This window comes from Bradyrhizobium sp. in8p8 (assembly GCF_000426845.1).
In the GTDB taxonomy this organism is placed as follows: Bacteria; Pseudomonadota; Alphaproteobacteria; order Rhizobiales; family Xanthobacteraceae; genus Bradyrhizobium; species Bradyrhizobium japonicum_C.
In genome coordinates this window covers 115290-139034 of sequence record NZ_AUGD01000001.1, presented here as the reverse complement: position 1 = coordinate 139034, position 23745 = coordinate 115290, and the positions used below count along the sequence as shown (strand labels likewise).

Sequence of the window (23745 nt, the reverse complement as noted above, 5' to 3'; positions counted from 1 at the left end):
GTCACTCGTTGACGGCGTGGATTGCAGGCCTGGCCGCCGTCTCGTCGCGATCGAAGCCGATTCGAGCCTGCACCACATAGAGCGGGCGGCGTTTCACCTCGGCATGGATGCGGCCGACATAGAGTCCCACGATGCCCGTCATCAGCATGTTGATGCCGCACAGCAACGACACGACGACGATCGTCGAGGACCAGCCGGTCACGAGGTGGCTGTCCTTGCCGAGCCACAACAGGACCACCCAGCCGCCGTAGAGCAGCGCGAGTCCGGAGACCGTCAATCCGCACCAGATCGCGAGCCGCAACGGCAGGTCGGAAAAGCCGAGCGCGGCGTTCACCGCCAGGCGGACCATCTTGAACAGCGGGTATTTGGTTTCGCCCGCAGCCCGCTCGAGGCGATGGAAGGCGACCTCGGCCTGCCGGAAGCCGAGCCAGGCGATCATGCCGCGCACGAAACGGTCCTGCTCCGGCATCTGCTTGAGGGCGTCGAGCACCTTGCGATCGATCAGGCGGAAGTCGCCGACATCGGCGGGGATGCCGACGGAGGACATCCTGCCGAGCAGCCGGTAGAACAGATGAGCGGTCGCGCGTTTGAAAGGACTTTCGCCCTCGCGGGAGAGGCGGCGGGCATGGACGATGTCGTTGCCCTCCTTCCACTTCGCGATCAATTCCTCGATCACCTCGGGCGGATCCTGCAGATCGGCGTCCATGACGATGACCGCGTCCCCTTGCGCGGCGTCCATGCCGGCGGTGATCGCGATCTGATGGCCGAAGTTTCGCGAGAGGCCGATGTAGCGATAGCGCGGGTCGCGCGCCGCGAGCGCGCGCAGCACGATCGAACTGGAATCCCTGCTGCCGTCGTCGACGAAGATCGCTTCTGCCGGCCCGTCGAGCCGGGACATGACCAGGTCGAGCCGGCGCAGCAGGATCGGCAGCACGGCTTCCTCGTTGAACACAGGGATGACGAGGCTGTAGCGGATCGATCTGGAACTGGCCGCCATGCGAAGGATTCCGACTGGGTTGCAGGGGCGGAAGTCTATGACCCGCTGGTTAAGGTCGCCTTGCGGCGACCGTGAAGGGTCTAGGGTCGCTGCATTGCTGGCGGGACCGCGAGAGTCGCTTCAGAGCGGGAGGGGGCCGGGGATGGTGAAGTGCGGTTAACCACGCTTGAGCAGCCGCGGCGTCGGTCTAGGACTTGTGGCGAATCCTGTAGAGGACGAATCGGTGCGAAGTCTCCAACGCCTCCAGCAGATCCGGGAGCGGATTTGCGGCCGGTGAGCCCAGCACGTAAAGATAGTCGAAATCCCGGTACCAGGTGCGGACATATTGCGGGGCGTCCGCCGGCGACTCGCCCGTCGCGATCGCGGCTAGCAGGCCCGACGGCACCGGACCGCCGTAGGGAATGGCGATACTTCGCACGGCCTCGCCAGGCCGTACCGGTTGCTTTCCCGTCTCGGTGAACAGGTTGGGCACGAACGCGTTGGCATAGTGCACGGCCAGCGTCGGCGCATAATACATCGGATACGTGGTGAGGTCGGCGAAGGGCGGATCGCCGTTGTCGACGGTGCTGCCGACGAGAACGCGGGAGCCGCGATCGATCTTCTGGAACGAGGCGATGATCGCCGCATAGTCGGCGCGGTAAGGCAGCCAGACCGCGAGGACGACGGCGAGATTGAGCAGCGTGATGCCGCTGATGGCAGCGAGCGCAGCCATTCTCCAGGCCCGGCTCGGCAGCGACAGCGAACAGAAGGCCGGCAGGATCAAAGCCGCAGCGGGAATCACGCGAAGATCGACGAACGAGGTCCCGAACAGCTTCGAGGGAATGATCAGGTAGAGGAGCGCAAGACCGATCGCGAGCCAGATCCCGGCGGGCTCGAGCCTGAGGACACCGCGCCTTGCGGCAAAGAGCAACGAGATCATCAGCGCCAGTCCGGTCGCTGCCGCGATCGTCAGATTGTAGCCGTTCATGATGCGGAGCGGCCAGACCGGCTTGAATTGGAGGAACCAGCTCGTGCCTTCGCTTCCGATCGTGCCTGCGGTGAGGTGCATGATCGCCAAGAGCGCAAGCGCCGGGAGAGCCAACGCGCCAAGCCGCGCGGCCGCGACCGGATACGCTACCCGCTCCTGGCGGATACGCGACAGTTCGAAAAGGCCGAGCGTCGCGCCGTAGATGCCGAGCGAAAAGAAGTGCGCCACGTACAGCGCGGCGACAAAGACCAGGTTGGCGAGGAAGCGCAGCGGCCAAGGCCCGTCGGCGAGCATCAGATAGACGGCGATGCCCCAGAGCGCGAGGCCCAGCCCGAACTCGAAGTTCACGAAGCCCCAGCTGAACGGCAGACAATAGAGGAAAGCAAGCGCAGCGAAGCCGGCGAGATGGACACGCCCCTTCCGGACCCATTCGAGCAGAAGCGCGCCGGCCACGATCAGCAACTGGCTCAGCAGCAGAAACAGCCGCGTGGCATTCTCGACGCTCGTCAGCCGTGCCAGCTGCGGCACCAGCAGATCCATGCCAAGGTTGGGATAGAGGGCCCAGGCCACCTCGTAATGCGGGTTGGCATCGGGGGTGCCGTTCTGGCTGAGAATATACATGCGCGCGAGGTGATTGGGATAGTCGACCATCGCCGGTATGGGCGTCAGCAGCACCGGAGCAAACGAGACCGCCGCCAGCATCACGAAAACGGCGACGGTCACCGAGCCGTCCGAGGCGGGACGAACCGGAATTGTCGGTGTCGGCTTGCTGGAAGGACCCATCTGATGCTGAGGTCTAGGCGCAGCGTGGCGGGCGCCGTCTGCCGCTGCCGCCCTTGAAACAGGTCTTCACTTCGAAGGCGCCGCGGTCGCGCTGTCTGCGGTGTCGCGCACATGGACCACGGCGATGTCGTCCGCATAGATCCGCTTCCAGCCCTTGAGCTGGTCGAGGATCTGCGGCCCCGGCGCGTCCGCGACCAGGAGCGTCGCGTCGATCTTGTATTCGTCCAGCAGGCGCGGCAGCAGCTCGGGCTTCTTGCCCTCGGTGGCCTTGAAGAAGTCCATCACGAACTTCTCGCCATAGAGCTCGGCGCGGCCGTCGACGAAAACGGGAATATTGCGCGAGATCAGATAGCCGCCGAACTGGTAGGCGTTGAAGATGCGCTGTGCCTTGCGTTGCTCGAGCAGGTCGACTGCCGCAACCGGCGTCTGCGTCATCGTGAAGGTGAAGCGGTGGTGTCCCATGTAGAGCGACGTCGAGGTCCAGCTTGCCGCCACGATCATCAGCGCGCCGAGCGCGGTGACGTAGTGAGCCGGCCAGCGGTCGGCGCCGACCGCCTCGGGGACCGCGCGCGGAAACATCGCGCCGAGCGGCTTTGCCAGCACCAGCGGTATCAGGAACGCAAAGGCTTCGATGCTTCTGACATGGGTCAGCGCGCTCCAGGTCAGGAACAGGATCAGGAAGATCCGGGGGGCCGACAGCACCAGGCCGCGATAATAGCCGAATGCGATCAGGGCGAGCAGGGCGCCCTCGAACGGGGTGAACGTGGCGAAGTTCGCCGGCATCCATTCGAAGATCAGCGACAGCAGCTCGCCGAGGCTGAGGATGTTGGTCGCACCCTGCAACGTTCGCCAGCCGTACGGCGTGAAGCAACTCGCGATCAGCGCGGCGATTCCGAACAGCACCCAGCGCATGAACAGGGCAAGCCGCCGTCCCTTCTCGGCATGCTCGACCGCCTCCAGCGAGATCGGGCCGATCAGCGCAAGGCCCAGCACGAAGCCGCCGTGGAGGTTCGCCCACAGTGCCATCAACGGCAGCAGATGCCAGGAGGGGGCGCCCCTGCGGTCGGCGGTCGCCATCAGCAGCCCGACCCACGCCACCATGACCGGCAGCGCGAGAATATGCGGACGCGCCAGCACGTGATGCAGCGACAGCAGCACTGCAAGCATCGCGAACAGCACCGCGCGCGGCGCCTCGATCTGCACGTCGAGCAGATAGACGAAGATCGCGATTGCGAGCGCGAAGGCGACGGCCGTCAGAATGACGGGGCCGGCCCAGCCCCATTGCGCATGGGAGAAGGCGAATGCGACCTGCGACAGCCAGGACGTCGAGATCCAGGGCGCGCCCGCTCGCGTGAACGAATAGAAGTCGTTGGTGGGCATGGCGCCGTGGTCGAGGATCCATTGCCCAATCTTGATCTGCCAGAACGAGTCGGAGTCACTTAGCAGCGTGTCGCCGAGGAAAAGGAAAAACAGGTAGGCGCCGGCGCCGGCGCACAATGGCACGAGGGCCCGCGCGCGGTCCTGCACCGCGATGCTGTTGGCAAGGGATAAAGACATGCCGGCTCGTCGTCCTGTTGCTGTTCGCGATCGAGCATGATCCGGACCCGGACGACCGCGTCAGCACATGCGGTCCTCCGAGAAGATCATGCCCAGGCAATCACCTGATGCGCGATGAATGATTCATCTCATCGCGCGCCGGCCCCTGCGGGCGGCATTGGATCACGGGCGGTCATAACTTCGGGTAAACCGGCAGCCACAGCCGGTTTCATGTTGCCGACAATTTAACGGATTGTTTTGGAATTCGATTTACCATGGGCGAATACTCGCAAACCGCCCGGTGTTTACGCAGTCGAATTAACTGCGGCGAAATTCTTTGTCTCTACGTTCCGGTTCCATGGTCGGGCGGCGCTGGGAAGCCGAAAAGACCAGATCAGTTGTAGCCTCGTGTACTCATTTGGAGCACTCTATGAAGAACCTCGTTGCGCGTTTCTTGAAGGATGAATCCGGCGCCACCGCCATCGAATACGGCCTGATCGCCGCTGGCATCGCGCTGGCGATCATCACCGTCGTGAACAACCTCGGCACCACGCTGAACACCAAGTTCACCTCGATCTCGACCAGCCTGAAGTAAGGCCGGCACGATCTGACAGTTTCGAGAGCCCCGTCCTCGGCGGGGCTCTTTGCTTTTGGGGCGACGTCAGCACGCTGCTGACGAAGCCGGCGTGGCAGACCCGCGCACCGCACGGCTCCGGCCGAGATAAAGCTTCGCGGCCCAGATCGAGGCCATAGCGAGCGCGATGCCGGCGAGGACGTCGACGATGTAGTGTGCGCCCATCACCGGGGTCGCTGCGATCATCAGCAGGCTGAGCGCGGCTGCGATGCCGCCGATGCCGCGTACCGGCCACAATGCCCACATGTAGAGCACGGCCGATGCGGCATGAAAGCTCGGAAACGAAACGATGCCTGACAGAGAGAACAGCCGGAGTTCACGCAGGCCGCCGTCCCTAAGCGCGAGGATGTCCCGCAGCTGTCCGGCGTAGACCGTGGTGTTGATCTCCGGCAGATGGGCGGCCGGCAGCTGCAGTGCGTAATAGGTGCCGATCGCCGGCACGATCGCGGAGATCGCGATCGTGACTGCGAGCGCGAGGCTCATCGCGAGCAGGAACAATTGCAGCCGCACATACCGCGCCGTCAGTGCCAGCACGATGGGAACGCCGAGCAGCGGAAACTTGATCAGTCCGTAGCTGCTCGCGAGGGTTCTCGCGAGCCATGGATGGTTGTTGACGTAGCGTGCGATCGGTTCCGGATCGAGCCCCAACGTGCGGTCGATCGCCAGCAATGCTTGATCCTCGAGCGGCCAGTTCAGCTTGCCCGCGACGTAGCTCAGCGGCCCGACGATTGCGCAGGTGAGAATGACCTGTCCGATGGTGCCAAGCGAAAACACCAGCTTCGGATCCGCAAGCTCGCCTTTCGCGATTCGGTAGCCATAGGCGAGCACAAGCAGCAGCGTGGCGATCGCCACGGCGACGCCGTAGGCGACCGGCTCGAGCCTCAGTCCTGTGGCGCGAAGGCCGAGCGCGAGCAGGATTCCCATGCCGAGGATCGGAAGCCAATTGAGGTGAAAAAGCTGCCAGGCGGTCCGGGCGTCCGTGTCGAGCATGGGTGTAAGCGCGTGGAATTGCATTGCCTCCGTACAGTTACGGACCCGTGTTAAGATCGCGGTAAGAGGTGTGGTTATCGATTATACAACCACAGAGCGTTCCTTTTAGGTGTCTGGAACGCGCGGCCTGTTACGGCTTGGCGCCCCAATCCGCCCCATGACGCTTCACGCATTTGCATCTTGTCATCCCGCCTGAATAGTTGTTCAGTCCTTGCGGGGCGATTTGCATCTTTCGACGTGAGAAGCGTTCGGCCGCAGGGCGTGCGGCCGGCGTGTGGGACAGGAAGCGCGCCATGGTTTATCGGCGGACGCATCAAGTGGTGAAGCGCCTTGCGGCACGGCGCAGCGCGATTCTGGCGGCGGCGCGGGAGGCGGCGGCGGAAGGCGGGATGGCGGCGGTGCAGATCGCACCCGTCGCGGTCCGGGCCAATGTCGCGGCCGGCACGGTCTACCGCTATTTCCCTTCCAAGGCGGACCTGATCTCCGAGCTCATTGCCGAGGTGTCCCGCGACGAGCTCGCGGCGATCCGGCGGGCGGCCGATGCCGCGCCGGGCCCGTCCTCGGCGCTGGCGGCCGCCGTCACGACCGTGGCGGTCCATACGCTGTCGCAGCGCCGGCTCGCCTGGGGCATCCTGGCCGAGCCCGTCGATGTCGATGTCAGCGCCTCCAGGCTGGCCAGCCGGCGCGAGATCGCCGGCGAAATCGCTGGCCGGATCGACGCGGCCGTGCGTGCCGGCCATTTGCCGGCCCAGGACACCGCGCTCGCCGCCACCGCCTTGCTCGGCGCGCTGCATGAGGCTCTCGTCGGCCCTCTCGCGCCCGACAATCTCGATGATCCCGTCAAGATGCGCGATGCGGTGCAGACGGTGACTCTGCTGGCGTTGCGCGCGGTCGGCGTCATGGATGCCCGTGCCCGCGGCTTGGTGGTGCAGCAGACGCTGCTGCCGACGACCAAGGCTTTGGTTGGAGCGTAAGACCGCCTCAGCGGCGAGGTGGCGCGCTGATCGCGCCGACGTCATTGCCGACGCGGGCCTTTTCGTGACATCCGAGCAAGTCCGCCGGCTCCGGCCGGCTACTGTGCATGGGGTTGTTTTCGACTTTTTGCTTTGGCCGCGCGGGCGGGCCTACATGTTTGCATCGCCCTCGGGGCCGACCGAGGCGATGCGTACCATGTTGGTGGTGCCGGGGATGCCGAGCGGCACGCCGGCGACGATGATGACGCGCTGACCGGCGCGGACGAAGCCGTCGCGGAACGCGATCTGGCCGGCGCGGCCGACCATGTCGTCCTGGTCGCGGGCATCTTCGGCGACGACGCAATGCACGCCCCAGACGACGGCCAGCCTGCGGCCGGCGGTGATGTTCGGGGTGATCGCCACGATCGGCGGCTTCGGCCGTTCGCGCGCCACGCGCACGGCGGTCGAGCCCGACGAGGTCCAGCAGATCAAGGCCGGCAAATCGAGCGTCTCGGCGATCTGCCGCGCGGCATCGGCGATGGCGTCGCCTGCGGTGGATTCCGGCGCCGGGCGCTGGGCTGTGATCACCGACCGGTAGGTGGGGTCGCGCTCGACCTCCTCGCCGATGCGGTTCATGGTCGAGACCGCCTCGACCGGGAATTTGCCGGCCGCCGATTCCGCCGACAGCATGATGGCGTCGGCGCCCTCATAGACGGCGGTGGCGACGTCGGAGACCTCGGCGCGGGTCGGCACCGGAGACTGGATCATGGATTCCAGCATCTGGGTCGCGACCACCACGGGCTTGCCGGCGCGGCGCGCCATCCGCGTCATCTGCTTCTGCAGGCTCGGCACGCGCTCCAGCGGCAGCTCGACGCCGAGGTCGCCGCGCGCCACCATCAGCGCGTCGGAGGCCTCGATGATGTCGGCGAGGCGATCGATCGCCTGCGGCTTCTCGATCTTGGCCATCACCGCGGCGCGGCCGCGGATCATCTTCTTGGCTTCGAGCACGTCGTCGGCGCGCTGGACGAACGATAGCGCGATCCAGTCGACGCCGGTGACGAGCGCGGCTTCGAGGTCGGCACGGTCCTTCGGCGTCATCGCCGAGACCGGCAGGTCCGTGTCGGGCAGGCTGACGCCCTTGCGATCGCTCATCCTGCCGCCGACCACGACCCGCGTCACCGCGTGCTCCTTCGAGGTCTCCTCCGCGATCAGCCGCACCTTGCCATCGTCGAGCAGCAGAGCATGGCCTGGCCGCAGCGCGGCCAGGATTTCCGGATGAGGGAGATGGACGCGCGTGGCATCGCCCGGCGTCTTGTCGGAATCGAGCGTGAAGGTCTGGCCGTTCTGGAGCTGCACCGCGCCCTCGGCGAAAGCGCCGAGCCGGAGCTTGGGACCCTGAAGGTCGACCAGGATGCCGATCGGCCGGCCATAGCTGCTCTCGACGTTGCGGATCGTCGCCACCAGCTCCCGCATCTTGTCGTGCGAGGTGTGGCTCATGTTGATGCGGAACAGGTCGGCGCCGGCCTCGAACAGGCGGCGGATCATCGCGAGGTCTGAGGAGGCCGGCCCCAGGGTTGCGAGAATCTTGATACGGCGGAGACGCCTCATGGCTTGTTTCCAGACGGGGGCGAGGGCGCGGGCGGGAGCGCGGCGGGGGGCGTACCACCGGACGGACCATTGGGCAAACCCGGAACGCCGCCACCAGGTCCAACCGGCCCGGGCAAGCCAGGTACACGTTGTTGTGCCGGCTGCTCGTTGGCGTCGGTCAGCTGCACCGTCCAGGCGCGCTGCTCGCCGGTGTCGACCTCGAAATAGCCGGTGCGGTCATAGCCGCGCGCGAGGCAATCCTCGGTGCCGCGGATGGTGAACTCCTTGTCCCGCGAGCACATGTAGGCCTGACCCGACCATTCGCCGCCGCGGTCGTAGTCGATGGCATAGATGTAGTAGTAACGCGCGACGAGTGTGCCCCGCAGCAGCGTCTCACAGGAACGCGAGGAGATGTTCCACCAGCCTTCCGTGGTCCAGCCCTCGGCGTCCTTGTAGCCGAGCGCAATGCCGACCCGGCTTGAGGTGTTGTTGCAGAGACGGAAATCGGCGGAGGCGGGACTGGCGCTAAGGCACAGCAAGGCGACCGCCAGCACCGGGACCGACCGGGCAAGCAGGCGAAGCGGGGAGCGGAGAGATTCGGCAATCATTGTCGCGGAAGCTATACCAGATCATTGACGATTTGGCGTTGGGCCGGGACGGCGCTCGGTAGCCGGGCTTTTGCCCCTTTGCGCCGCGATATGGCAAAATCTGTGACAGCACCCACCTGATCCCGTAAGGGTGACCACCATCGGGACGAGCCTTGAGGAATTCAGCCATGCCAATCGACGACAAAACCAGAACGGAGCTCGAGGCCGCCGCTTTCCGGCGCCTGGTCGATCATTTGCAGGCGCGGACCGACGTCCAGAACATCGATCTGATGAACCTGGCGGGTTTCTGCCGCAACTGCCTGTCCAACTGGCTCAAGGACGCCGCCGACGCCCAGGGCGTCGCCCTGAGCAAGGACGAGAGCCGCGAGGCAGTCTACGGCATGCCCTACGAGACCTGGAAATCGAAATATCAGGGCGCGGCCACGCCCGAGCAGCTTGAGGCGATGAAGAAGGTCCATCCCCACGGCCATTGAGGGGGCGCTGGCGGCCTGCTGAGTCGCACCACACAACAGCTTTCTTGCGCCCGCCGCAGGAATGTGTGGGCGCGCTGTGGACGAGCGCGATGCCGCCTTGAACGCTGGCGGCGCCAACCCTAAGGGTTCTGCCAGCACGCGCGGTGAGGGATGCCGGCGTCACCTCGTTTTGCCAGTTCCATTGGGAGTACAAGATGGCCACCTCCGCCGCCGTCCGCGACGACGAGCCCGCGACGAAATTTGCCAAGGACCAGCTCAAATCCATCATCGAGCGTATCGAGCGGCTGGAGGAAGAAAAGAAGGCGATCTCCGACGACATCCGCGACGTCTATGCCGAGAGCAAGGGCAACGGCTACGACGTCAAGGCGCTGCGCACCATCGTGCGCCTGCGCAAGCAGGACCCGAACGAACGCGCCGAGGCCGAGACGATCCTCGAGACCTACATGCAGGCGCTGGGCATGATCTGAGGCGTTCGCGTCTCAACAACGCTGCCGTAGCCCGGATGGAGCGAAAGCGAAATCCGGGCTCTTGCTGCGCGGGCGGCATCCCCGGATTACGCTTTCGCTCCATCCGGGCCACCAGACCGACTTCCTGGAAATCGTCGTTTCTATCAGCGTAGCGACGCGGTCCGCACGACGAACGACGTCGTCTGGAGCTTTGCGGTCGCGCTGCCCGAGAAACTGTCGCAGGACAGGCCCGGCATGGGGTCGTCGGCAAATCCCATCGCGATCACGGCATGAGGCTTGACGAAGAAGCCGCGCAGCGCTGCGGTATCGAGCTCGCCCATCAGCGTCACCGACATCGCGTGGCTGGCACTCGGCGAGAGCATGACGATCTTGAGCCAGATGCTCTCGCCCTTCGCCGCGGAGAGGCGGGTGGCGGTCGCGACCCTGCCGTCGATGCTCTTGCCGACGACCGTGTTGATCTCGGTTGCCTGAGCGACGCTGCGGGACGCCGCGGGGCGGGCGGTGCGCGGGATCGGCGCGGATGCCGCGACGACGTTGGCGCGATCGACCGGGGAGGCGGCCGGCGCGTAAGCCAGCGCCTGCAGAGTTGCGTTGGTGACGCTCGCGGTCGGGTGCGGATCGGTGGCGGCCGCAAGCGCCTGGCGCGCCTTCAGGGCCGCCACCTGCGCCGGTGTAGCCTGCTGCGGCGCAGCCGGGACATCATCCCAGAAGCCGCGGGCATTGATGATGTCGGCAGGGGTCTCCAGCTTGCCGGTTGCAGGCTTGTCAGCCACGGGCGCGGGCTTCGGCTTGGGCGGCGCAACGATCTGCGCATCGGCCGAAGCGAGCTGGAGTGCGGCGGCGATCTGCGGCTTGGCGCGAGGCGTCGGCACCGGCTCGGCAGGCTTGGCGGCGGCTGCGACGACGGTCGGTGCCGCCGGCTTCGCGGCTGGGGCGGGCGCGCCCTCGTCATCCTCGTCGCTGCTCGCGGCGGGAGCCGGCTTGCTCTTGAACAGGGCGGCGAAGAAATTCGGCTTGCTGCCGGCATCGTCGCCGCTGCCGCGCCGCTCGATCTCGGCCTTCGCCAGCTCATAATTCTTCAGCGGCACGCCATCGGTCGGCAGATGCACCGTCTTTCCGTCCGGGAAGACGCGGGCGAGCTGGTCATGGGTCATCCGCGGCCAGTGCCGGACGCTGCCGGTGTCCAGATGCACGAAAGGCGAGCCGGAGGTCGGATAGAACCCGACGCCGCCACGCTGGAGGCGCAGGCCGGCGAAACGGATCTGCTCCAGCGGCACGCCCGGGATATAGAAGTCCATCGCATGTCCCAGCATATGCTGGCTGGAGCGCGCCACGCCCGAGGAGCGGCGGCGGAGCATGGCATTGGTGGCGGGGGAGCGATAGGAGGAAATGATCTGGATCGGCTGCTTGCCGTCGACGTCGCGATAGACTTCCCAGAGGATGTCGAACAGGCGACGGTCCATGACCGTCTGCTCCTGGGTGCGCCAGTCGCGCAGGAAGTGGTTGAGCTGCTTCAGCGCTGCTTCGTCGTAGCGCCCGTCGCGTTTGAAGGTGACGGTGAGGTCTTCGCCGGAATGCGTGTGGTGGAACGAGAGCGTCTTGGTCTCGTTCAGGGCGGCGGCGTCATGAACCGAGCCGGCGGCCGCAAGCAGCAATGCAGCAGCGAGGCCGATCCGGGATCCGGCCTTCACGCCCGCATGGGACAACGACAGCACAGCAAATCGGCGTGCGAGACCAGTTAGCACGTATGAGCCCACCCAGTCGACGAGCGTTCAAATGGACTCTCCCGCCAACCCCGTTAGCAGCGCGAAAGAGGGTGAACGCTTTCTTAAAGCAAGAAGGTTAACTCGAGGTTGACCTTCCCGCCCCCAAACCAATTCAGAATACAATCCTAAACGGTTGACTGTGGCAAAAAAACGCCCGCTGCCCGGGACGCGGTGGAGAATGGTTAACGTTAAGCGACTCCATCCATGCGGATGGAGTCGCTGATTTCATTGTCGAATTTCGCGAGGTGGGTGCGCTGGGGTCGCCCTCAGCGGGTGAACACCCGCTGCTGCTGCGGCCGGCGGCCGACCGGGGCCGGCGGCGCGGCCGGGGTTGGTGCCCCGAACAGGCGCTCGAAGAAGTTCGGCCCGGACGAGCCGAAGCCGCTGCCATTGAAGCCGCCGCCATTGTTGGCCACCGCAACCCCCGCCGGCAGCGTCGTCGCCGGCCGTGAGTAGCTCGGCTGCGAGTGCGCGACGACGTTCTCGATGTCCTTGCCGCGGCTGTTCTTCAGAATGTTGATCATGGCGGCGTCGCGGCCATAGATGTCCTTGCGGAATTGCAGCTTGCCCGCGTCATCGACGAATGCGGTCTGATAGGTGATGTTCACCGGAATCGGCGTCGGGAATTTCAGGTCGATCTCGCTCTTGCCGTACATGCTGCGGATGCGCTCCGGCGTGTACTTCTCGTTCGGCATGACGATGTTGAGCAGGACGGAGGCGTACTGATCCGGATTCTGCACGCGCATGCAGCCATGGCTGAAGGCGCGCTCCTCCTTGGCGAACAAATGCTTGTCCGGCGTGTCGTGTTGATAGACCAGGAACTTGTTCGGGAAGTTGAAGCGTATGCGGCCGAGCGCGTTGGCCTCGCCGGGTGGCTGCGAGATGTGCACCGAGCCGTCGCGGTTTTGCTCGAGCCTCAGACCCATGCGCTGAAGCACGGTCGGGTCCTGCTGCAATGCCGGCAGGTACTCGTTATAGACGATCGACGGCGGCACGTTCCAGGTCGGGTTGACCGTGATGTACTTCATCGTCTCGGTGAGGAGCGGGGTCGCATGCTTGCCCGGCTTGCCGGTGACGACGCGAGTGGTCCACACCTGCTGGCCGCGCTGCATCACCTTCAACGTGAAGTCGGGAATGTTGAGGATGACATAAGCGTCGCCCAGCGCGGGCGCGCCGAGGTCGCGCGGCAGCCAGCGCCAGCGCTCCATGTTCACCAGCACCACATCGATCTGCTTGTCGCGCTTGGGGGTGTTGAGCGCCTTGACCGTCTTGTCGTCGAGGATGCCGGTCGCCTTCATCTCGGCGCCGCTCTGGAATTTGCGCACGGCTTCGGCAACCGCCGCGTCATAGCGGGTGTCGCCGGCGTTCTCGGCCAGGCCGAGCTTGGCGCGCAGCTGCGGCACGCGCGGATCTTCCACGACGATCTCATGCCGCTTCTTGCTGGCCGGGGTGTATTTCAGCGCCGGGCCCTCGGCGATCTCGATCACTGGGCCGTTGCCCTGGCCGCGCAGCTCGGCCAGCTTCGCCTTCAGCTCCTTGTAGAGCTTGTGCGGCGGGTTGTAGCTCTCGAGCGCTGCGGAGGCGTCCGCCGCCGTCGTGACCTTGGCGAGCACCTCGTTGGGATCGACCGGATGTTCGGGATAGAGAATGTCGCCACTCGCCTGCGACCAATGCATGCGGCCGCTCTGGGCATGGCGTGCATAGTCGAACATGCTGGAGGTGAGCTTGAGCTCGGCATCAGCCAGCGCATCCGGCGTCGTGGCGGCGGCGAAATCCGGAACCGGATAGTCGGAGGGATTGAGGCCATCGGAGGCCGCGTCTTTGAGCCGCGCAACCACGCCCTTGGCCGCAGCGGTGAGAGTACCGCCCTGGGTCCAGACCGGCGCGAAATCGCGTGCGCTGTAGAACTTCTCGACTGCAGCGCGCTCGTTCTTGCGGTCGAAGTGCCGCGAGGTTTTGGCGCCGATGATATCCTTGAGCCTGTCGGCAACCGGCTGGTCGGCAGCGGGAACGCTGCTCGCGGCCTTCACCGGCTCGGCGGCCGGAGCGGCCGCAGCAGCAGGAGGCGCGGGCGCTGTCGTTGCGGTGTCGGCCTTGGCCGGCTCGGTCTTTGCCGGTTCCGTCTTGGCTGTATCGTTCTTAGGCGCTTCGGTGGCAGGCGTAGTGGCAACGTCCGAAGCCTTGGGTTCGGGCGAGGGCGCCGCCTCAGTTTTCGCGGGCTCCTTGGTCGCGTCCTGAAGCGTCGCGGTGGTGTCGAGCTTGATGTCGGCTGCAGTCGGAGGCGGGACGTTGGCCGGCTCGGGGCGCGGGATCGCAGCTTCGATCGCGAGCTCGGCGGCGCTGCTGCGCGCCTGATCCTGCGCCAGAGCCGCGCTGGCCGACACCGCGAGGAAGGTCGCCGCGACTGTCATCAAGACACGGTCAAAGCCCACACGGTGGTTCAAACAGTCACGCATTGTGTCGCACCCCTCGGGTAAGCTGTCCGTCGGGGAACAGCTTCGTTATCGCCTAATGAGTTTCGGCTAAACCGCGCCGGCCTCTCGAAAGTTGCACGCCTGCACGCAACGATTCCTACGCAGACGATATACAGGCCCCGATTTTGCAGCCAGCGCTACCCGGGACAACTCACGACAAACTGACTTCAAGGGAGCCTCTTGGCAACGGATTGTGCGCTTCTGCCACGCGCTTTTCCCTCTGTCTGTCACTTCCGGGTCACGGTTCAAATCGCAGTCGAATTCTGTCGTGCTGCGAACGGGTTACAAAGGTCCCGCACCTCCGCGCGAGCCTCCGTTTGTATCAGGCTCAATGCGTCTCTTCGCCGCTTTTGCCGCCATGCCCGGGAACGCCCGCTTCATCGAGTTTGCGGTAGAGCGTGGACCGGCCGATCTTGAGACGGCGGGCGACTTCGGACATCTGCCCGCGGTAGTGCGAGATGGCGAAACGGATGATCTCGTTCTCCATGTCCTCCAGCGGGCGGACGTCGCCGGTCGCGGTGAGCATGGGGAGAGTTCCTGCCGCGGGGAGGGGAACGATGGGTATTTCGCTACCTGATACGAGGGAAGGCACAGCAATCGGCTCAATCATCAGCGGTGCCGTCGGAATGTCCGCTGCGACGTGCGGCTGCGAGGCAAGCAGGGGAAAATCGTCGAGCTCGAGCTGGTCGCCGTCGCTCATCACCACGGCACGGTACACCGCGTTCTCGAGCTGGCGGATGTTGCCCGGCCAATCGAGCTGGGTGAGATGCGCCACCGCCTCGCCACTGATGCCGGTGATGGGGCGGTTCTCCTCGGCGGCAAAGCGCGCCAGGAAATGCCTGAGCAGATGCGGGATGTCCTCACGCCGCGCGCGCAGCGAGGGGATCGTCAGCGGCAACACGTGCAATCGGTAGAACAGGTCTTCGCGGAAATGACCCTGTTTCACCCGCTCCAGCAGCTTGCGATTGGTTGCCGAGATGATGCGGACATCGACTTTGACCGGCTTGCGGCCGCCGACTGCCTCAACGGCACCTTCCTGAAGCGCGCGCAGCAGCTTCACCTGCGCGGTCAGCGGCAGTTCGCTGACTTCGTCCAGGAACAGCGTGCCGCCATGAGCCTCGACGAACTTGCCCATGTGCCGCTCGGTGGCGCCGGTGAACGCGCCCTTCTCGTGGCCGAACAGGATGGACTCGACGAGATTGTCGGGAATTGCGCCGCAATTGACCGCGACGAACGGCTTGGCCTTGCGCTCGCCGCTGCCATGGATGGCGCGCGCGAACATCTCCTTGCCGACACCGGACTCGCCCTCGATCAGCACGGGGATGGCGGAGTTCGCCGCCTTCTGTGCAGTTCGCATCACCTGGGTCATTGCCTCAGCGCGCGTAATGATGTCCGAGAAGGTCAGCCGGCCTTCGCGGCTGTGACGGATGCGCTGCAATTCGCCCTTGAGCGCGGAGGTATTGAGCGCGTTGCGCAACGACACCTGGAGGCGCTCCACGCCGACCGGCTTGACGACGAAATCGGCCGCGCCCGCGCGCATCGCCGAGATCACGTTGTCGATTCCGCCATGGGCGGTCTGCACGATCACGGGGATACTCAGACCCGCTTCACGGATCTTCGCCAATACGCCCATGCCGTCGAGGCCGGGCATCACGAGATCGAGGATGACGGCGTCGATGGCGGGCGCGTCGGGGGCGGTGAGGGTGGCGACCGCGGCATCGCCGGAGTCCACGACGACCGTCTCATAGCCGCATTTCTGCACCATGTTCTCGATCAGCCGGCGGGCTACAGCGTCGTCGTCGGCGATCAAAATACTGGCAGCCATGGTGTTCCCCGCACGCTACTACTATCTGTCTCGAATCGGGGCACTCTGGCCGAAGCCGATTAACGCACTCTTAAACCTTGATGCCCCCGCCCGACGTCGTGCTCGTTGAACACAGGTTTCCCACACAATGACTTCGCGCTCCAAGACTGCTCTTGAAAAGACTGCACTCCGCAAGCCTGCCACGAAGAAATCCGTCGGCAAGAAGTCTGTCACCAAGGCATCGCCCTCCAAGTCTTCGCTCTCCAAGTCTTCGCTCTCCAAGTCTTCGCGCTCCAAGTCTTCGCCGGCAAAACCTGCGAGCAAGACCGGAAAGCTTCCGGAGTGGAACCTGGCCGATCTCTATTCCGGGATCGATGCGCCGGAAGTGGCGCGCGATCTCGAAAAGCTGGATGCCGACTGCGTCGCCTTTGAGACCGACTACAAGGGCAAGCTCGCCTCAGGCACAGCAAACGAAGATGGCGGAAAATGGCTCGCCGAGGCCGTGCGACGCTATGAGGCGATTGACGATCTCGCCGGCCGTCTCGGCTCCTATGCCGGCCTCGTCCATGCCGGCGACAGCGTGGACCCCGCAATATCAAAGTTTTACGGCGACGTGTCCGAGCGCCTGACGGCCGCGTCGACGCATCTTCTGTTCTTCGCGCTCGAGCTCAACCGCGTCGATGACGATATTTTGAACCGCGCGATGCAGGCCGCCGAACTCGCATACTACCGTCCGTGGATCGAGGATCTGCGCAAGGAGAAGCCGTATCAGCTCGACGACAAGCTCGAGCAGCTCTTCCTGGAAAAGGCGCAGACCGGCTATTCCGCCTTTAACCGGCTGTTCGACCAGACCATCTCCAGCCTCCGCTTCAAGGTCGGCGCCAAGGAGCTCGCGATCGAGCCGACGCTCAATCTGCTGCAGGACCGCGACGGCGCCAAGCGCAAGAGCGCGGCCGAGGCGCTGGCCAAGACCTTCAAGGCCAACGAGCGCACCTTTGCGCTGATCACCAATACGCTGGCCAAGGACAAGGACATCTCCGACCGCTGGCGCGGCTTCAAGGACGTTGCGGATTCCCGCCATCTGAACAACCGCGTCGAGCGCGAGGTTGTCGATGCGCTGGTCGCATCGGTGCGCGCGGCCTATCCGAAGCTGTCGCATCGCTATTACGCGCTGAAGGCGAAGTGGTTCGGCAAGAAGCGGCTGGCCTATTGGGACCGCAATGCGCCGCTGCCATTTGCGGCGACCGACGTCATCGGCTGGCCGGACGCGCGGAGTATGGTGCTGACGGCCTATCGCGGCTTCTCGCCCCAAATGGCCGACATCGCCGAGCGCTTCTTCACCGATCGCTGGATCGATGCGCCGGTGCGTCCGGGCAAGGTGCCCGGCGCGTTCTCGCATCCGACCACGCCATCGGCGCACCCTTACGTCCTCATGAACTATCAGGGCAAGCCGCGCGACGTGATGACGCTCGCCCACGAGCTCGGTCACGGCGTCCATCAGGTGCTCGCCGCCAAGAACGGGGCTCTGATGGCACCCACGCCGTTGACGCTTGCCGAGACCGCGAGCGTGTTCGGAGAGATGCTCACGTTCAAGCGTCTCCTCGCACAGACCAAGAGCGCCAGGCAGCGTCAGGCGCTGCTCGCCGGCAAGGTCGAGGACATGATCAACACCGTGGTGCGGCAGATCGCGTTCTATTCGTTCGAGCGCGCGGTCCATACCGAACGCAAGAATGGCGAGCTCACCGCGACGCGCCTGGGCGAGATCTGGCTGTCCGTGCAGGGCGAGAGCCTGGGGCCGGCGATCGAGATCAAGGCGGGCTACGAGAACTACTGGATGTACATCCCGCACTTCATCCATTCGCCGTTCTATGTCTACGCCTATGCGTTCGGCGATTGCCTGGTGAACTCGCTTTACGCCGTCTACGAGAACGCGGCCGAGGGCTTTGCCGAGCGCTACCTCGACATGCTCGCAGCGGGCGGCACCAAGCACTATTCCGAGCTGCTGCGCCCGTTCGGATTGGACGCCAAGGATCCGAAATTCTGGGACGGCGGGCTCAGTGTCATCTCGGGAATGATCGATGAGCTGGAGGCGATTGGCTGAGGCGACTGCGCTCTGGCGCGCTGGATCCGCGACAATTGGAATTCTAAATGACCCGATTTGCGGGAAAACCCCGCCTCGGTGCCGTTGCCCTGTGCAGATCTTTAAGGTATCCACCCCAGGAATTCGACTTTCGACTGGGGACAATCCATGGCTGACCATAGCGAAGTGGCCTACACCACCGCCGACGGCAACGACTACGTTGCCCACGAGCAGACCTACGAGGGCTTCATCAAGCTGGTGAAGTACGGCACGGTCTCGGTCGCGCTCATCGTGATCCTGATGGCGATCTTCCTCACCTGATCGGTCGACCGCCGCACCGCCAGCGTCGACGGTGCCCATAAAATTTGCATTCAAGCCGGTCCCAAAACCGGTATCCAACGTTGCGGGAGTAACGCTAAGTTCGCGTGCGCGCTTTTTCCCGCGTCGCCGGAGGCCTCATGAAGATTGCCGTTGCCAAGGAAATCGATCCGTCGGAGCCGCGCGTCGCCGCTTCGCCTGATACGGTGAAGAAGTTCAAAGCGCTGGGCGCGGAGGTTGCCGTCGAGCCGGGTGCCGGTGTCAAGTCGGGCCTGCCGGATTCCGAATTCACCGCGGCCGGCGCCACCGTCAGCGCCGACGCGTTGAAGGACGCCGACATCATCATCAAGGTGAAGCGTCCCGAAGCGTCCGAGCTTTCGCAGTACAAGCGCGGCGCGCTCGTCATCGCCATCATGGATCCCTATGGCAACGAGGCCGCGCTGAAGGCGATGGCGGATGCCGGCGTCTCCGCTTTCGCAATGGAATTGATGCCGCGCATCACGCGTGCGCAGGTGATGGACGTGCTGTCCTCGCAGGCCAACCTCGCCGGTTATCGCGCCGTGATCGAGGGTGCCGAGGCCTTCGGCCGCGCCTTCCCCATGATGATGACGGCGGCCGGCACCGTGCCCGCCGCGAAGGTGTTCGTGATGGGCGTCGGCGTCGCCGGACTGCAGGCGATCGCGACCGCACGCCGTCTCGGCGCCGTCGTCACCGCGACCGACGTGCGGCCCGCGACGAAGGAGCAAGTGGAATCGCTCGGCGCGAAATTCCTCGCCGTCGAGGACGAGGAATTCAAGAACGCGCAGACGGCCGGCGGCTATGCCAAGGAGATGTCCAAGGAATACCAGGCCAAGCAGGCCGCGCTCACCGCCGAGCACATCAAGAAGCAGGACATCGTCATCACCACCGCGCTGATCCCGGGCCGGCCCGCCCCGAAGCTGGTTACCGCCGAGATGGTCAAATCGATGAAGCCGGGCTCGGTGCTGGTCGATCTCGCCGTCGAGCGCGGCGGCAATGTCGAGGGCGCGAAGGCGGGCGAGGTCGTCGATCTCGATGGCATCAAGATCGTCGGCTATACCAACGTTGCCGGCCGCGTCGCGGCCTCGGCCTCCAGCCTCTACGCACGCAATCTGTTCTCCTTCATCGAGACCATGGTCGACAAGAAGGAGAAAGCGCTCGCCGTCAACTGGGACGACGAGCTCGTCAAGGCCACCGCGCTCACGAAAGACGGCGCCGTCATCCACCCGAACTTCCAGCCGAAGGTTTAAGGAGACCCGCCATGGAGCACGCAGCACAGGTCGTCGACCCCTTCATCTTCCGGCTGTCGATCTTCGTCCTCGCCGTCTTCGTCGGCTATTTCGTGGTGTGGTCGGTGACGCCGGCGCTGCACACGCCGCTGATGAGCGTGACCAACGCGATCTCCTCGGTGATCGTCGTCGGCGCGCTGCTCGCGGTCGGCGTCGGCATGGTTTCGAGCGGCTCGGGCTGGGCGCGCGGCTTCGGCTTCGTCGCGCTCATCTTCGCCTGCGTGAACATCTTCGGCGGCTTTCTCGTCACCCAGCGGATGCTGGCGATGTACAAGAAGAAGTCGAAGTAAGCGGCCACCTCGGGCTGAAGGGATCAATGGGGACCTGAGATGAGCGCCAATCTCTCTGCATTTCTGTATCTCGTGGCGGGGGTGCTATTCATCCTGTCGCTGCGCGGGCTGTCGAGCCCGGCAACCTCGCGCCAGGGCAATCTGTTCGGCATGGTCGGCATGGCGATCGCGGTCGCCACAACGCTGGCGAGCCATCCGCCGGCCGACGGCATGGCCTGGGTGCTGGTCATCCTCGCGGTTGCGATCGGCGGCGGTATCGGCGCGGTGATCGCCCGCCGCGTGCCGATGACCTCGATGCCGGAACTGGTCGCTGCCTTCCATTCGCTCGTCGGCATGGCTGCGGTGCTGGTGGCCGCCGGCGCGTTCTACGCGCCCGAAGCGTTCGACATCGGCAAGCCCGGCGCGATTCATGCATCAAGTCTGGTCGAAATGTCGCTCGGCGTCGCCATCGGTGCGCTGACCTTCACAGGTTCGGTGATCGCCTTCCTGAAGCTTTCCGCGCGCATGAGCGGCGCGCCGATCATTCTGCCCGCCCGCCACATCATCAACATCGCATTGGCCCTGGCGCTGGTGTTCTTCATCGTCCGTCTCGTCCTCACGGGCGGCGCTTTCGACTTCTGGATGATCACCATCATCGCGCTGGCGCTCGGCGTCCTCATGATCATCCCGATCGGCGGCGCCGACATGCCGGTCGTGATCTCGATGCTGAACTCCTATTCGGGGTGGGCCGCGGCCGGCATCGGCTTCACGCTCGGCAATTCCGCGCTGATCATCACCGGCGCGCTGGTCGGCTCTTCGGGCGCCATCCTGTCCTACATCATGTGCCACGCGATGAACCGCTCCTTCATCTCGGTCATCCTCGGCGGCTTCGGCGGCGAGACCGCCGCCGCCGCCGGCGGTTCGGGCGAGCAGAAGCCCGCCAAGCTCGGCTCCGCCGACGATGCGGCGTTCATCATGAAGAACGCCTCCAAGGTCATCATCGTGCCCGGCTACGGCATGGCGGTGGCGCAGGCCCAGCACGCGCTGCGCGAGATGGCCGACGTCCTGAAAAAGGAAGGGGTCGAGGTGAAATACGCCATTCACCCGGTCGCCGGCCGCATGCCCGGGCACATGAACGTGCTGCTGGCCGAAGCCAACGTTCCCTATGACGAAGTGTTCGAACTCGAGGACATCAACTCCGAATTCGCGCAGGCCGACATCGCCTTCGTGATCGGTGCCAACGACGTCACCAACCCGGCCGCTGAGGAAGACAAGTCCTCGCCGATCTACGGCATGCCCGTGCTCCAGGTCTGGAAAGCCGGCACCGTGATGTTCATCAAGCGCTCGCTCGCTTCGGGCTATGCCGGCATCGACAATCCGTTGTTCTATCGCGACAACACCATGATGCTGCTTGGTGACGCCAAGAAGGTCACCGAGAACATCGTCAAGGCGATGTAACGCGAGGCGGGGATCGTGGCCATCAACAAGGAATGGCACCGGTCTCATCCCATGCCGCCCAAAGCGACGCGCGAGCAGCGCGTCGCCTGGCACGCCGCGCACAGGGCGGCGTGCGGCTGCCGCGATATTCCGGCGAGCCTTCGGCCCGATGTCATCAAATTGCTGCGGAGCCATCGCAAGCCGTGAGCCGAAAGGCTGCCGCCTGTCATGACCTTCATCAAGTGGACCGCCATCCTGCTCGCGACCGTCTATCTCGCTGGTCTCGTTGTGCTGTACGTCCGACAGCGCGAGATGCTGTTTCCGATCCCGCCTGTCGGCCGGACTGCCCCCGATGCCGCGGGCCTTCCGGAAGCGGAAGAGCATGTCCTGATCACGTCTGACGGCGAGAAGGTCATCATCTGGCACGTCCCGGCCAAGCCAGGCCGTCCCCTGATCCTTTACTTCCCCGGCAATGGCGATTTCCTCGCCGGCCGGATCAGCCGTTTCAAGGCGATGACCGCCGACGGCACCGGCCTCGTCGCACTGTCCTATCGCGGCTATGCCGGCTCGAGCGGCGCGCCGAGCGAACAGGGCCTGCTGCGCGATGCTGAGGCCGCCTATGCCTTCACCATCGCGCGCTACGAAGCGGAACGAATCGCCGTCTGGGGCTTTTCGCTCGGGACGGGCGTGGCGGTTGCGCTCGCCTCGGAACGTCGCGTCGGAAAGCTCATCCTGGAGGCCCCCTATACATCGACCGCCGACATCGCAGCTGCATCGTTCTGGTACGTTCCGGTGCCGCTCTTGATGCGCGATCCGTTTCGCTCCGACGAGCGCATCGCGCGCGTCACGGTGCCGCTCCTCGTGATGCATGGCACGAATGATTTTGCCATTTCGATCGTGTTCGGAGAGCGTCTGTTCGCACTCGCCAATGAGCCCAAGCGGTTCGTTTCCATGGCTGGCGGCGGACATGACGATCTCGATCAATTTGGTGCGGTCGAAACCGCGAGAGATTTTATCGGCAGTTGATAATCTCTTTGTACGTTACATTTGGGCGCTCGCCGCCTTCTGCCGCGCTGATTCCGCGTTCCTGCTGTTGACGCTGCTGCCGGTCGCGCCGATCCTGCACTGGCATTGAATCTCGCGCCTGATTTGCTACTGCTCGTCCAGGCAATTGGAAGCGGTGGATGAGCGCGCATAATCGGATGCCCCGGTCGGCTTGGATGTTTCCCGCGCTTGCCGTGCTGTTGTTCGCTGCCGTCAGCGCGACGGACTACGTGTTCACGCTGTCGCTGGGCGGGCTCGTCTTTGCCATCGTGCTTCTGGTCATCCTGTTCGGCACGGTGTTCGCCGCGGTTCACCATGCCGAAGTGATCGCAGAGCGGGTCGGCGAACCCTATGGCACGCTCGTGCTGACGCTCGCGGTGACCATCATCGAGGTCGCGCTGATCACCACGATCATGCTGGGCGACAAGCCTGCCCCGGCGCTCGCCCGCGACACCGTTTTCGCCGTGGTCATGATCGTCTGCAACGGCCTCGTGGGGCTTTGCATCTTCATCGGCGGCCTGCGCTATCGCGAGCAGGGTTTCCAGCTCTCAGGGGCCAACGTCTATCTCAGCGTGCTGTTTGCGCTTGCGACCATCACGCTGATCCTGCCGAACTACACCACCACCGCGCCGGGTCCGGTCTATTCGGCGGTTCAGCTCGGCTTCGTCGACGTGGTCACGCTCGCGCTGTACGGAGTGTTTCTCTACACTCAGACCGTCCTGCACAAGGATTACTTCGTTCATGAACGGGCGGAGGGCGAGGCTGGGGAGGTGCACCGGTCGGCCGGGGCGCTCGCCCTTACCGTGGTGCTGCTCCTGGTCTCGCTGCTGGCGGTCGTTCTTCTGGCAAAGAAGTTCTCGCTGGTGGTCGACGCCGTCGCGGCCCGGATCGGCGCGCCGCCCGCTTTTGCCGGGCTTCTGGTCGCGCTCCTGATCCTGATGCCGGAAGGCGTCGCGGCCGTGTCGGCGGCTCGCAAGAACGACCTCCAGAAGAGCATCAACCTGGCGCTGGGCTCCTCGCTCGCCACCATCGGGCTGACCATCCCGGCGGTCGGGCTCGCCACCTACGCGCTCGAGAAGGAGCTCGAGCTTGGCCTCAACGCCCAGGGCAGCGTGCTCATGCTCCTGACCTTCTTCCTGAGCATGCTGACCTTCGGCACGGGCAGGACCAATGTCCTGTTCGGGCTGGTCCATATGGTGGTATTTGCCGTCTACGTATTCATGGTGTTCGTGCCCTGAAGCGCGAAAGGAG

21 protein-coding genes are annotated in these 23745 nt (G+C 64.8%); 12 read left to right on the top strand and 9 right to left on the bottom strand.

The window, feature by feature from the left end:
* Position 1 precedes the first annotated feature (1 nt).
* The 3 genes from K408_RS0100670 to K408_RS0100660 all read right to left on the bottom strand — a co-directional run bounded on the left by K408_RS0100670 (position 2) and on the right by K408_RS0100660 (position 4304).
* Positions 2-997 carry a glycosyltransferase family 2 protein gene (locus tag K408_RS0100670; protein WP_024337638.1) on the bottom strand — a complete coding sequence of 332 codons (996 nt, stop codon included), beginning with the start codon at positions 995-997 and terminating at the stop codon, positions 2-4.
* Between the two features lie 187 nt (positions 998-1184).
* Positions 1185-2747 (bottom strand): hypothetical protein, encoded by a 1563-nt coding sequence (locus K408_RS0100665; protein ID WP_024337639.1) that lies wholly within the window; start codon positions 2745-2747, stop codon positions 1185-1187.
* A gap of 66 nt (positions 2748-2813) precedes the next feature.
* On the bottom strand, positions 2814-4304 hold the full coding sequence (locus K408_RS0100660; protein ID WP_024337640.1) for a hypothetical protein: 1491 nt from the start codon (positions 4302-4304) through the stop codon (positions 2814-2816).
* A gap of 409 nt (positions 4305-4713) precedes the next feature.
* Here K408_RS0100660 and K408_RS0100655 point away from each other — a divergent pair, with 409 nt between their 5' ends.
* Entirely contained in the window at positions 4714-4878 is a 165-nt protein-coding gene (locus tag K408_RS0100655) for a Flp family type IVb pilin (RefSeq protein ID WP_028145764.1), read from the top strand.
* A gap of 66 nt (positions 4879-4944) precedes the next feature.
* Here K408_RS0100655 and K408_RS0100650 read toward each other — a convergent pair whose 3' ends face one another.
* The gene (locus K408_RS0100650) at positions 4945-5907 is read right to left on the bottom strand and encodes a phosphatase PAP2 family protein (RefSeq protein ID WP_028145763.1); all 963 of its coding nucleotides are present in this window, start codon (positions 5905-5907) and stop codon (positions 4945-4947) included.
* 293 nt (positions 5908-6200) lie between these two features.
* Between K408_RS0100650 and K408_RS0100645 the strand changes: the two genes are divergently transcribed.
* A complete protein-coding gene (locus tag K408_RS0100645) occupies positions 6201-6881 on the top strand; it encodes a TetR/AcrR family transcriptional regulator (RefSeq protein ID WP_024337641.1) in 681 nt (226 codons plus the stop codon).
* Positions 6882-7031: 150 nt separating this feature from the next.
* On the opposite strand, the gene pyk is transcribed toward K408_RS0100645, so the two are convergent.
* Together pyk and K408_RS0100635 are read right to left on the bottom strand one after the other, a co-directional pair.
* The gene (gene pyk / locus K408_RS0100640) at positions 7032-8468 is read right to left on the bottom strand and encodes a pyruvate kinase (protein WP_024337642.1); all 1437 of its coding nucleotides are present in this window, start codon (positions 8466-8468) and stop codon (positions 7032-7034) included.
* Positions 8465-9055: a DUF1036 domain-containing protein gene (locus K408_RS0100635; protein WP_024337643.1), complete on the bottom strand. Its 591-nt coding sequence runs from the start codon at positions 9053-9055 to the stop codon at positions 8465-8467. Before K408_RS0100635 ends, pyk begins: the two co-directional genes overlap by 4 nt.
* A 167-nt stretch (positions 9056-9222) precedes the next feature.
* Here K408_RS0100635 and K408_RS0100630 point away from each other — a divergent pair, with 167 nt between their 5' ends.
* Together K408_RS0100630 and K408_RS0100625 are read left to right on the top strand one after the other, a co-directional pair.
* Positions 9223-9528, top strand: coding sequence for a DUF1244 domain-containing protein (locus K408_RS0100630; RefSeq protein WP_024337644.1), 306 nt, complete (start codon positions 9223-9225; stop codon positions 9526-9528).
* Positions 9529-9722: 194 nt separating this feature from the next.
* On the top strand, positions 9723-9995 hold the full coding sequence (locus tag K408_RS0100625; protein WP_008546273.1) for a DUF2312 domain-containing protein: 273 nt from the start codon (positions 9723-9725) through the stop codon (positions 9993-9995).
* A gap of 143 nt (positions 9996-10138) precedes the next feature.
* Here the strand turns inward: K408_RS0100625 and mepK are convergent, their stop codons facing one another.
* The 3 genes from mepK to K408_RS0100610 form a co-directional block, all read right to left on the bottom strand.
* Positions 10139-11752 (bottom strand): peptidoglycan L,D-endopeptidase MepK, encoded by a 1614-nt coding sequence (gene mepK, locus K408_RS0100620; RefSeq protein ID WP_024337645.1) that lies wholly within the window; start codon positions 11750-11752, stop codon positions 10139-10141.
* Between the two features lie 275 nt (positions 11753-12027).
* The gene (locus K408_RS0100615; RefSeq protein ID WP_024337646.1) at positions 12028-14217 is read right to left on the bottom strand and encodes a L,D-transpeptidase family protein; all 2190 of its coding nucleotides are present in this window, start codon (positions 14215-14217) and stop codon (positions 12028-12030) included.
* 346 nt (positions 14218-14563) lie between these two features.
* Positions 14564-16060: a sigma-54-dependent transcriptional regulator gene (locus K408_RS0100610; RefSeq protein ID WP_024337647.1), complete on the bottom strand. Its 1497-nt coding sequence runs from the start codon at positions 16058-16060 to the stop codon at positions 14564-14566.
* A gap of 127 nt (positions 16061-16187) precedes the next feature.
* Here K408_RS0100610 and K408_RS0100605 point away from each other — a divergent pair, with 127 nt between their 5' ends.
* From K408_RS0100605 to K408_RS0100570, 8 genes are all read left to right on the top strand, one after another.
* Positions 16188-18140, top strand: a complete 1953-nt coding sequence (locus K408_RS0100605) for a M3 family oligoendopeptidase (protein ID WP_024337648.1) — start codon at positions 16188-16190, stop codon at positions 18138-18140.
* Positions 18141-18287: 147 nt separating this feature from the next.
* A complete protein-coding gene (locus K408_RS0100600; protein WP_008546229.1) occupies positions 18288-18440 on the top strand; it encodes an aa3-type cytochrome c oxidase subunit IV in 153 nt (50 codons plus the stop codon).
* A 137-nt stretch (positions 18441-18577) separates the two neighbouring features.
* Positions 18578-19705 carry a Re/Si-specific NAD(P)(+) transhydrogenase subunit alpha gene (locus K408_RS0100595; RefSeq protein WP_024337649.1) on the top strand — a complete coding sequence of 376 codons (1128 nt, stop codon included), beginning with the start codon at positions 18578-18580 and terminating at the stop codon, positions 19703-19705.
* 11 nt (positions 19706-19716) lie between these two features.
* Positions 19717-20034, top strand: coding sequence for a proton-translocating transhydrogenase family protein (locus tag K408_RS0100590; protein ID WP_024337650.1), 318 nt, complete (start codon positions 19717-19719; stop codon positions 20032-20034).
* Positions 20035-20073: 39 nt separating this feature from the next.
* Positions 20074-21471 carry an NAD(P)(+) transhydrogenase (Re/Si-specific) subunit beta gene (locus K408_RS0100585; RefSeq protein ID WP_024337651.1) on the top strand — a complete coding sequence of 466 codons (1398 nt, stop codon included), beginning with the start codon at positions 20074-20076 and terminating at the stop codon, positions 21469-21471.
* Between the two features lie 15 nt (positions 21472-21486).
* The gene (locus K408_RS42595; protein WP_196232339.1) at positions 21487-21657 is read left to right on the top strand and encodes a hypothetical protein; all 171 of its coding nucleotides are present in this window, start codon (positions 21487-21489) and stop codon (positions 21655-21657) included.
* A gap of 21 nt (positions 21658-21678) precedes the next feature.
* A complete protein-coding gene (locus K408_RS0100575) occupies positions 21679-22476 on the top strand; it encodes an alpha/beta hydrolase (protein ID WP_024337652.1) in 798 nt (265 codons plus the stop codon).
* A 158-nt stretch (positions 22477-22634) separates the two neighbouring features.
* The gene (locus K408_RS0100570; RefSeq protein ID WP_024337653.1) at positions 22635-23732 is read left to right on the top strand and encodes a calcium:cation antiporter; all 1098 of its coding nucleotides are present in this window, start codon (positions 22635-22637) and stop codon (positions 23730-23732) included.
* Positions 23733-23745 lie beyond the last annotated feature (13 nt).

Excerpts from the sequence above, each read along its gene's own strand:
- K408_RS0100670 (WP_024337638.1), bottom strand. The coding sequence starts at position 997 with ATGGCGGCCAGTTCCAGATCGATCCGCTACAGCCTCGTCATCCCTGTG.
- K408_RS0100665 (WP_024337639.1), bottom strand. The coding sequence starts at position 2,747 with ATGGGTCCTTCCAGCAAGCCGACACCGACAATTCCGGTTCGTCCCGCC.
- K408_RS0100660 (WP_024337640.1), bottom strand. The coding sequence starts at position 4,304 with ATGTCTTTATCCCTTGCCAACAGCATCGCGGTGCAGGACCGCGCGCGG.
- K408_RS0100655 (WP_028145764.1), top strand. The coding sequence starts at position 4,714 with ATGAAGAACCTCGTTGCGCGTTTCTTGAAGGATGAATCCGGCGCCACC.
- K408_RS0100650 (WP_028145763.1), bottom strand. The coding sequence starts at position 5,907 with ATGCTCGACACGGACGCCCGGACCGCCTGGCAGCTTTTTCACCTCAAT.
- K408_RS0100645 (WP_024337641.1), top strand. The coding sequence starts at position 6,201 with ATGGTTTATCGGCGGACGCATCAAGTGGTGAAGCGCCTTGCGGCACGG.
- pyk (WP_024337642.1), bottom strand. The coding sequence starts at position 8,468 with ATGAGGCGTCTCCGCCGTATCAAGATTCTCGCAACCCTGGGGCCGGCC.
- K408_RS0100635 (WP_024337643.1), bottom strand. The coding sequence starts at position 9,055 with ATGATTGCCGAATCTCTCCGCTCCCCGCTTCGCCTGCTTGCCCGGTCG.
- K408_RS0100630 (WP_024337644.1), top strand. The coding sequence starts at position 9,223 with ATGCCAATCGACGACAAAACCAGAACGGAGCTCGAGGCCGCCGCTTTC.
- K408_RS0100625 (WP_008546273.1), top strand. The coding sequence starts at position 9,723 with ATGGCCACCTCCGCCGCCGTCCGCGACGACGAGCCCGCGACGAAATTT.
- K408_RS0100615 (WP_024337646.1), bottom strand. The coding sequence starts at position 14,217 with ATGCGTGACTGTTTGAACCACCGTGTGGGCTTTGACCGTGTCTTGATG.
- K408_RS0100610 (WP_024337647.1), bottom strand. The coding sequence starts at position 16,060 with ATGGCTGCCAGTATTTTGATCGCCGACGACGACGCTGTAGCCCGCCGG.
- K408_RS0100605 (WP_024337648.1), top strand. The coding sequence starts at position 16,188 with ATGACTTCGCGCTCCAAGACTGCTCTTGAAAAGACTGCACTCCGCAAG.
- K408_RS0100600 (WP_008546229.1), top strand. The coding sequence starts at position 18,288 with ATGGCTGACCATAGCGAAGTGGCCTACACCACCGCCGACGGCAACGAC.
- K408_RS0100595 (WP_024337649.1), top strand. The coding sequence starts at position 18,578 with ATGAAGATTGCCGTTGCCAAGGAAATCGATCCGTCGGAGCCGCGCGTC.
- K408_RS0100590 (WP_024337650.1), top strand. The coding sequence starts at position 19,717 with ATGGAGCACGCAGCACAGGTCGTCGACCCCTTCATCTTCCGGCTGTCG.
- K408_RS0100585 (WP_024337651.1), top strand. The coding sequence starts at position 20,074 with ATGAGCGCCAATCTCTCTGCATTTCTGTATCTCGTGGCGGGGGTGCTA.
- K408_RS0100575 (WP_024337652.1), top strand. The coding sequence starts at position 21,679 with ATGACCTTCATCAAGTGGACCGCCATCCTGCTCGCGACCGTCTATCTC.
- K408_RS0100570 (WP_024337653.1), top strand. The coding sequence starts at position 22,635 with ATGAGCGCGCATAATCGGATGCCCCGGTCGGCTTGGATGTTTCCCGCG.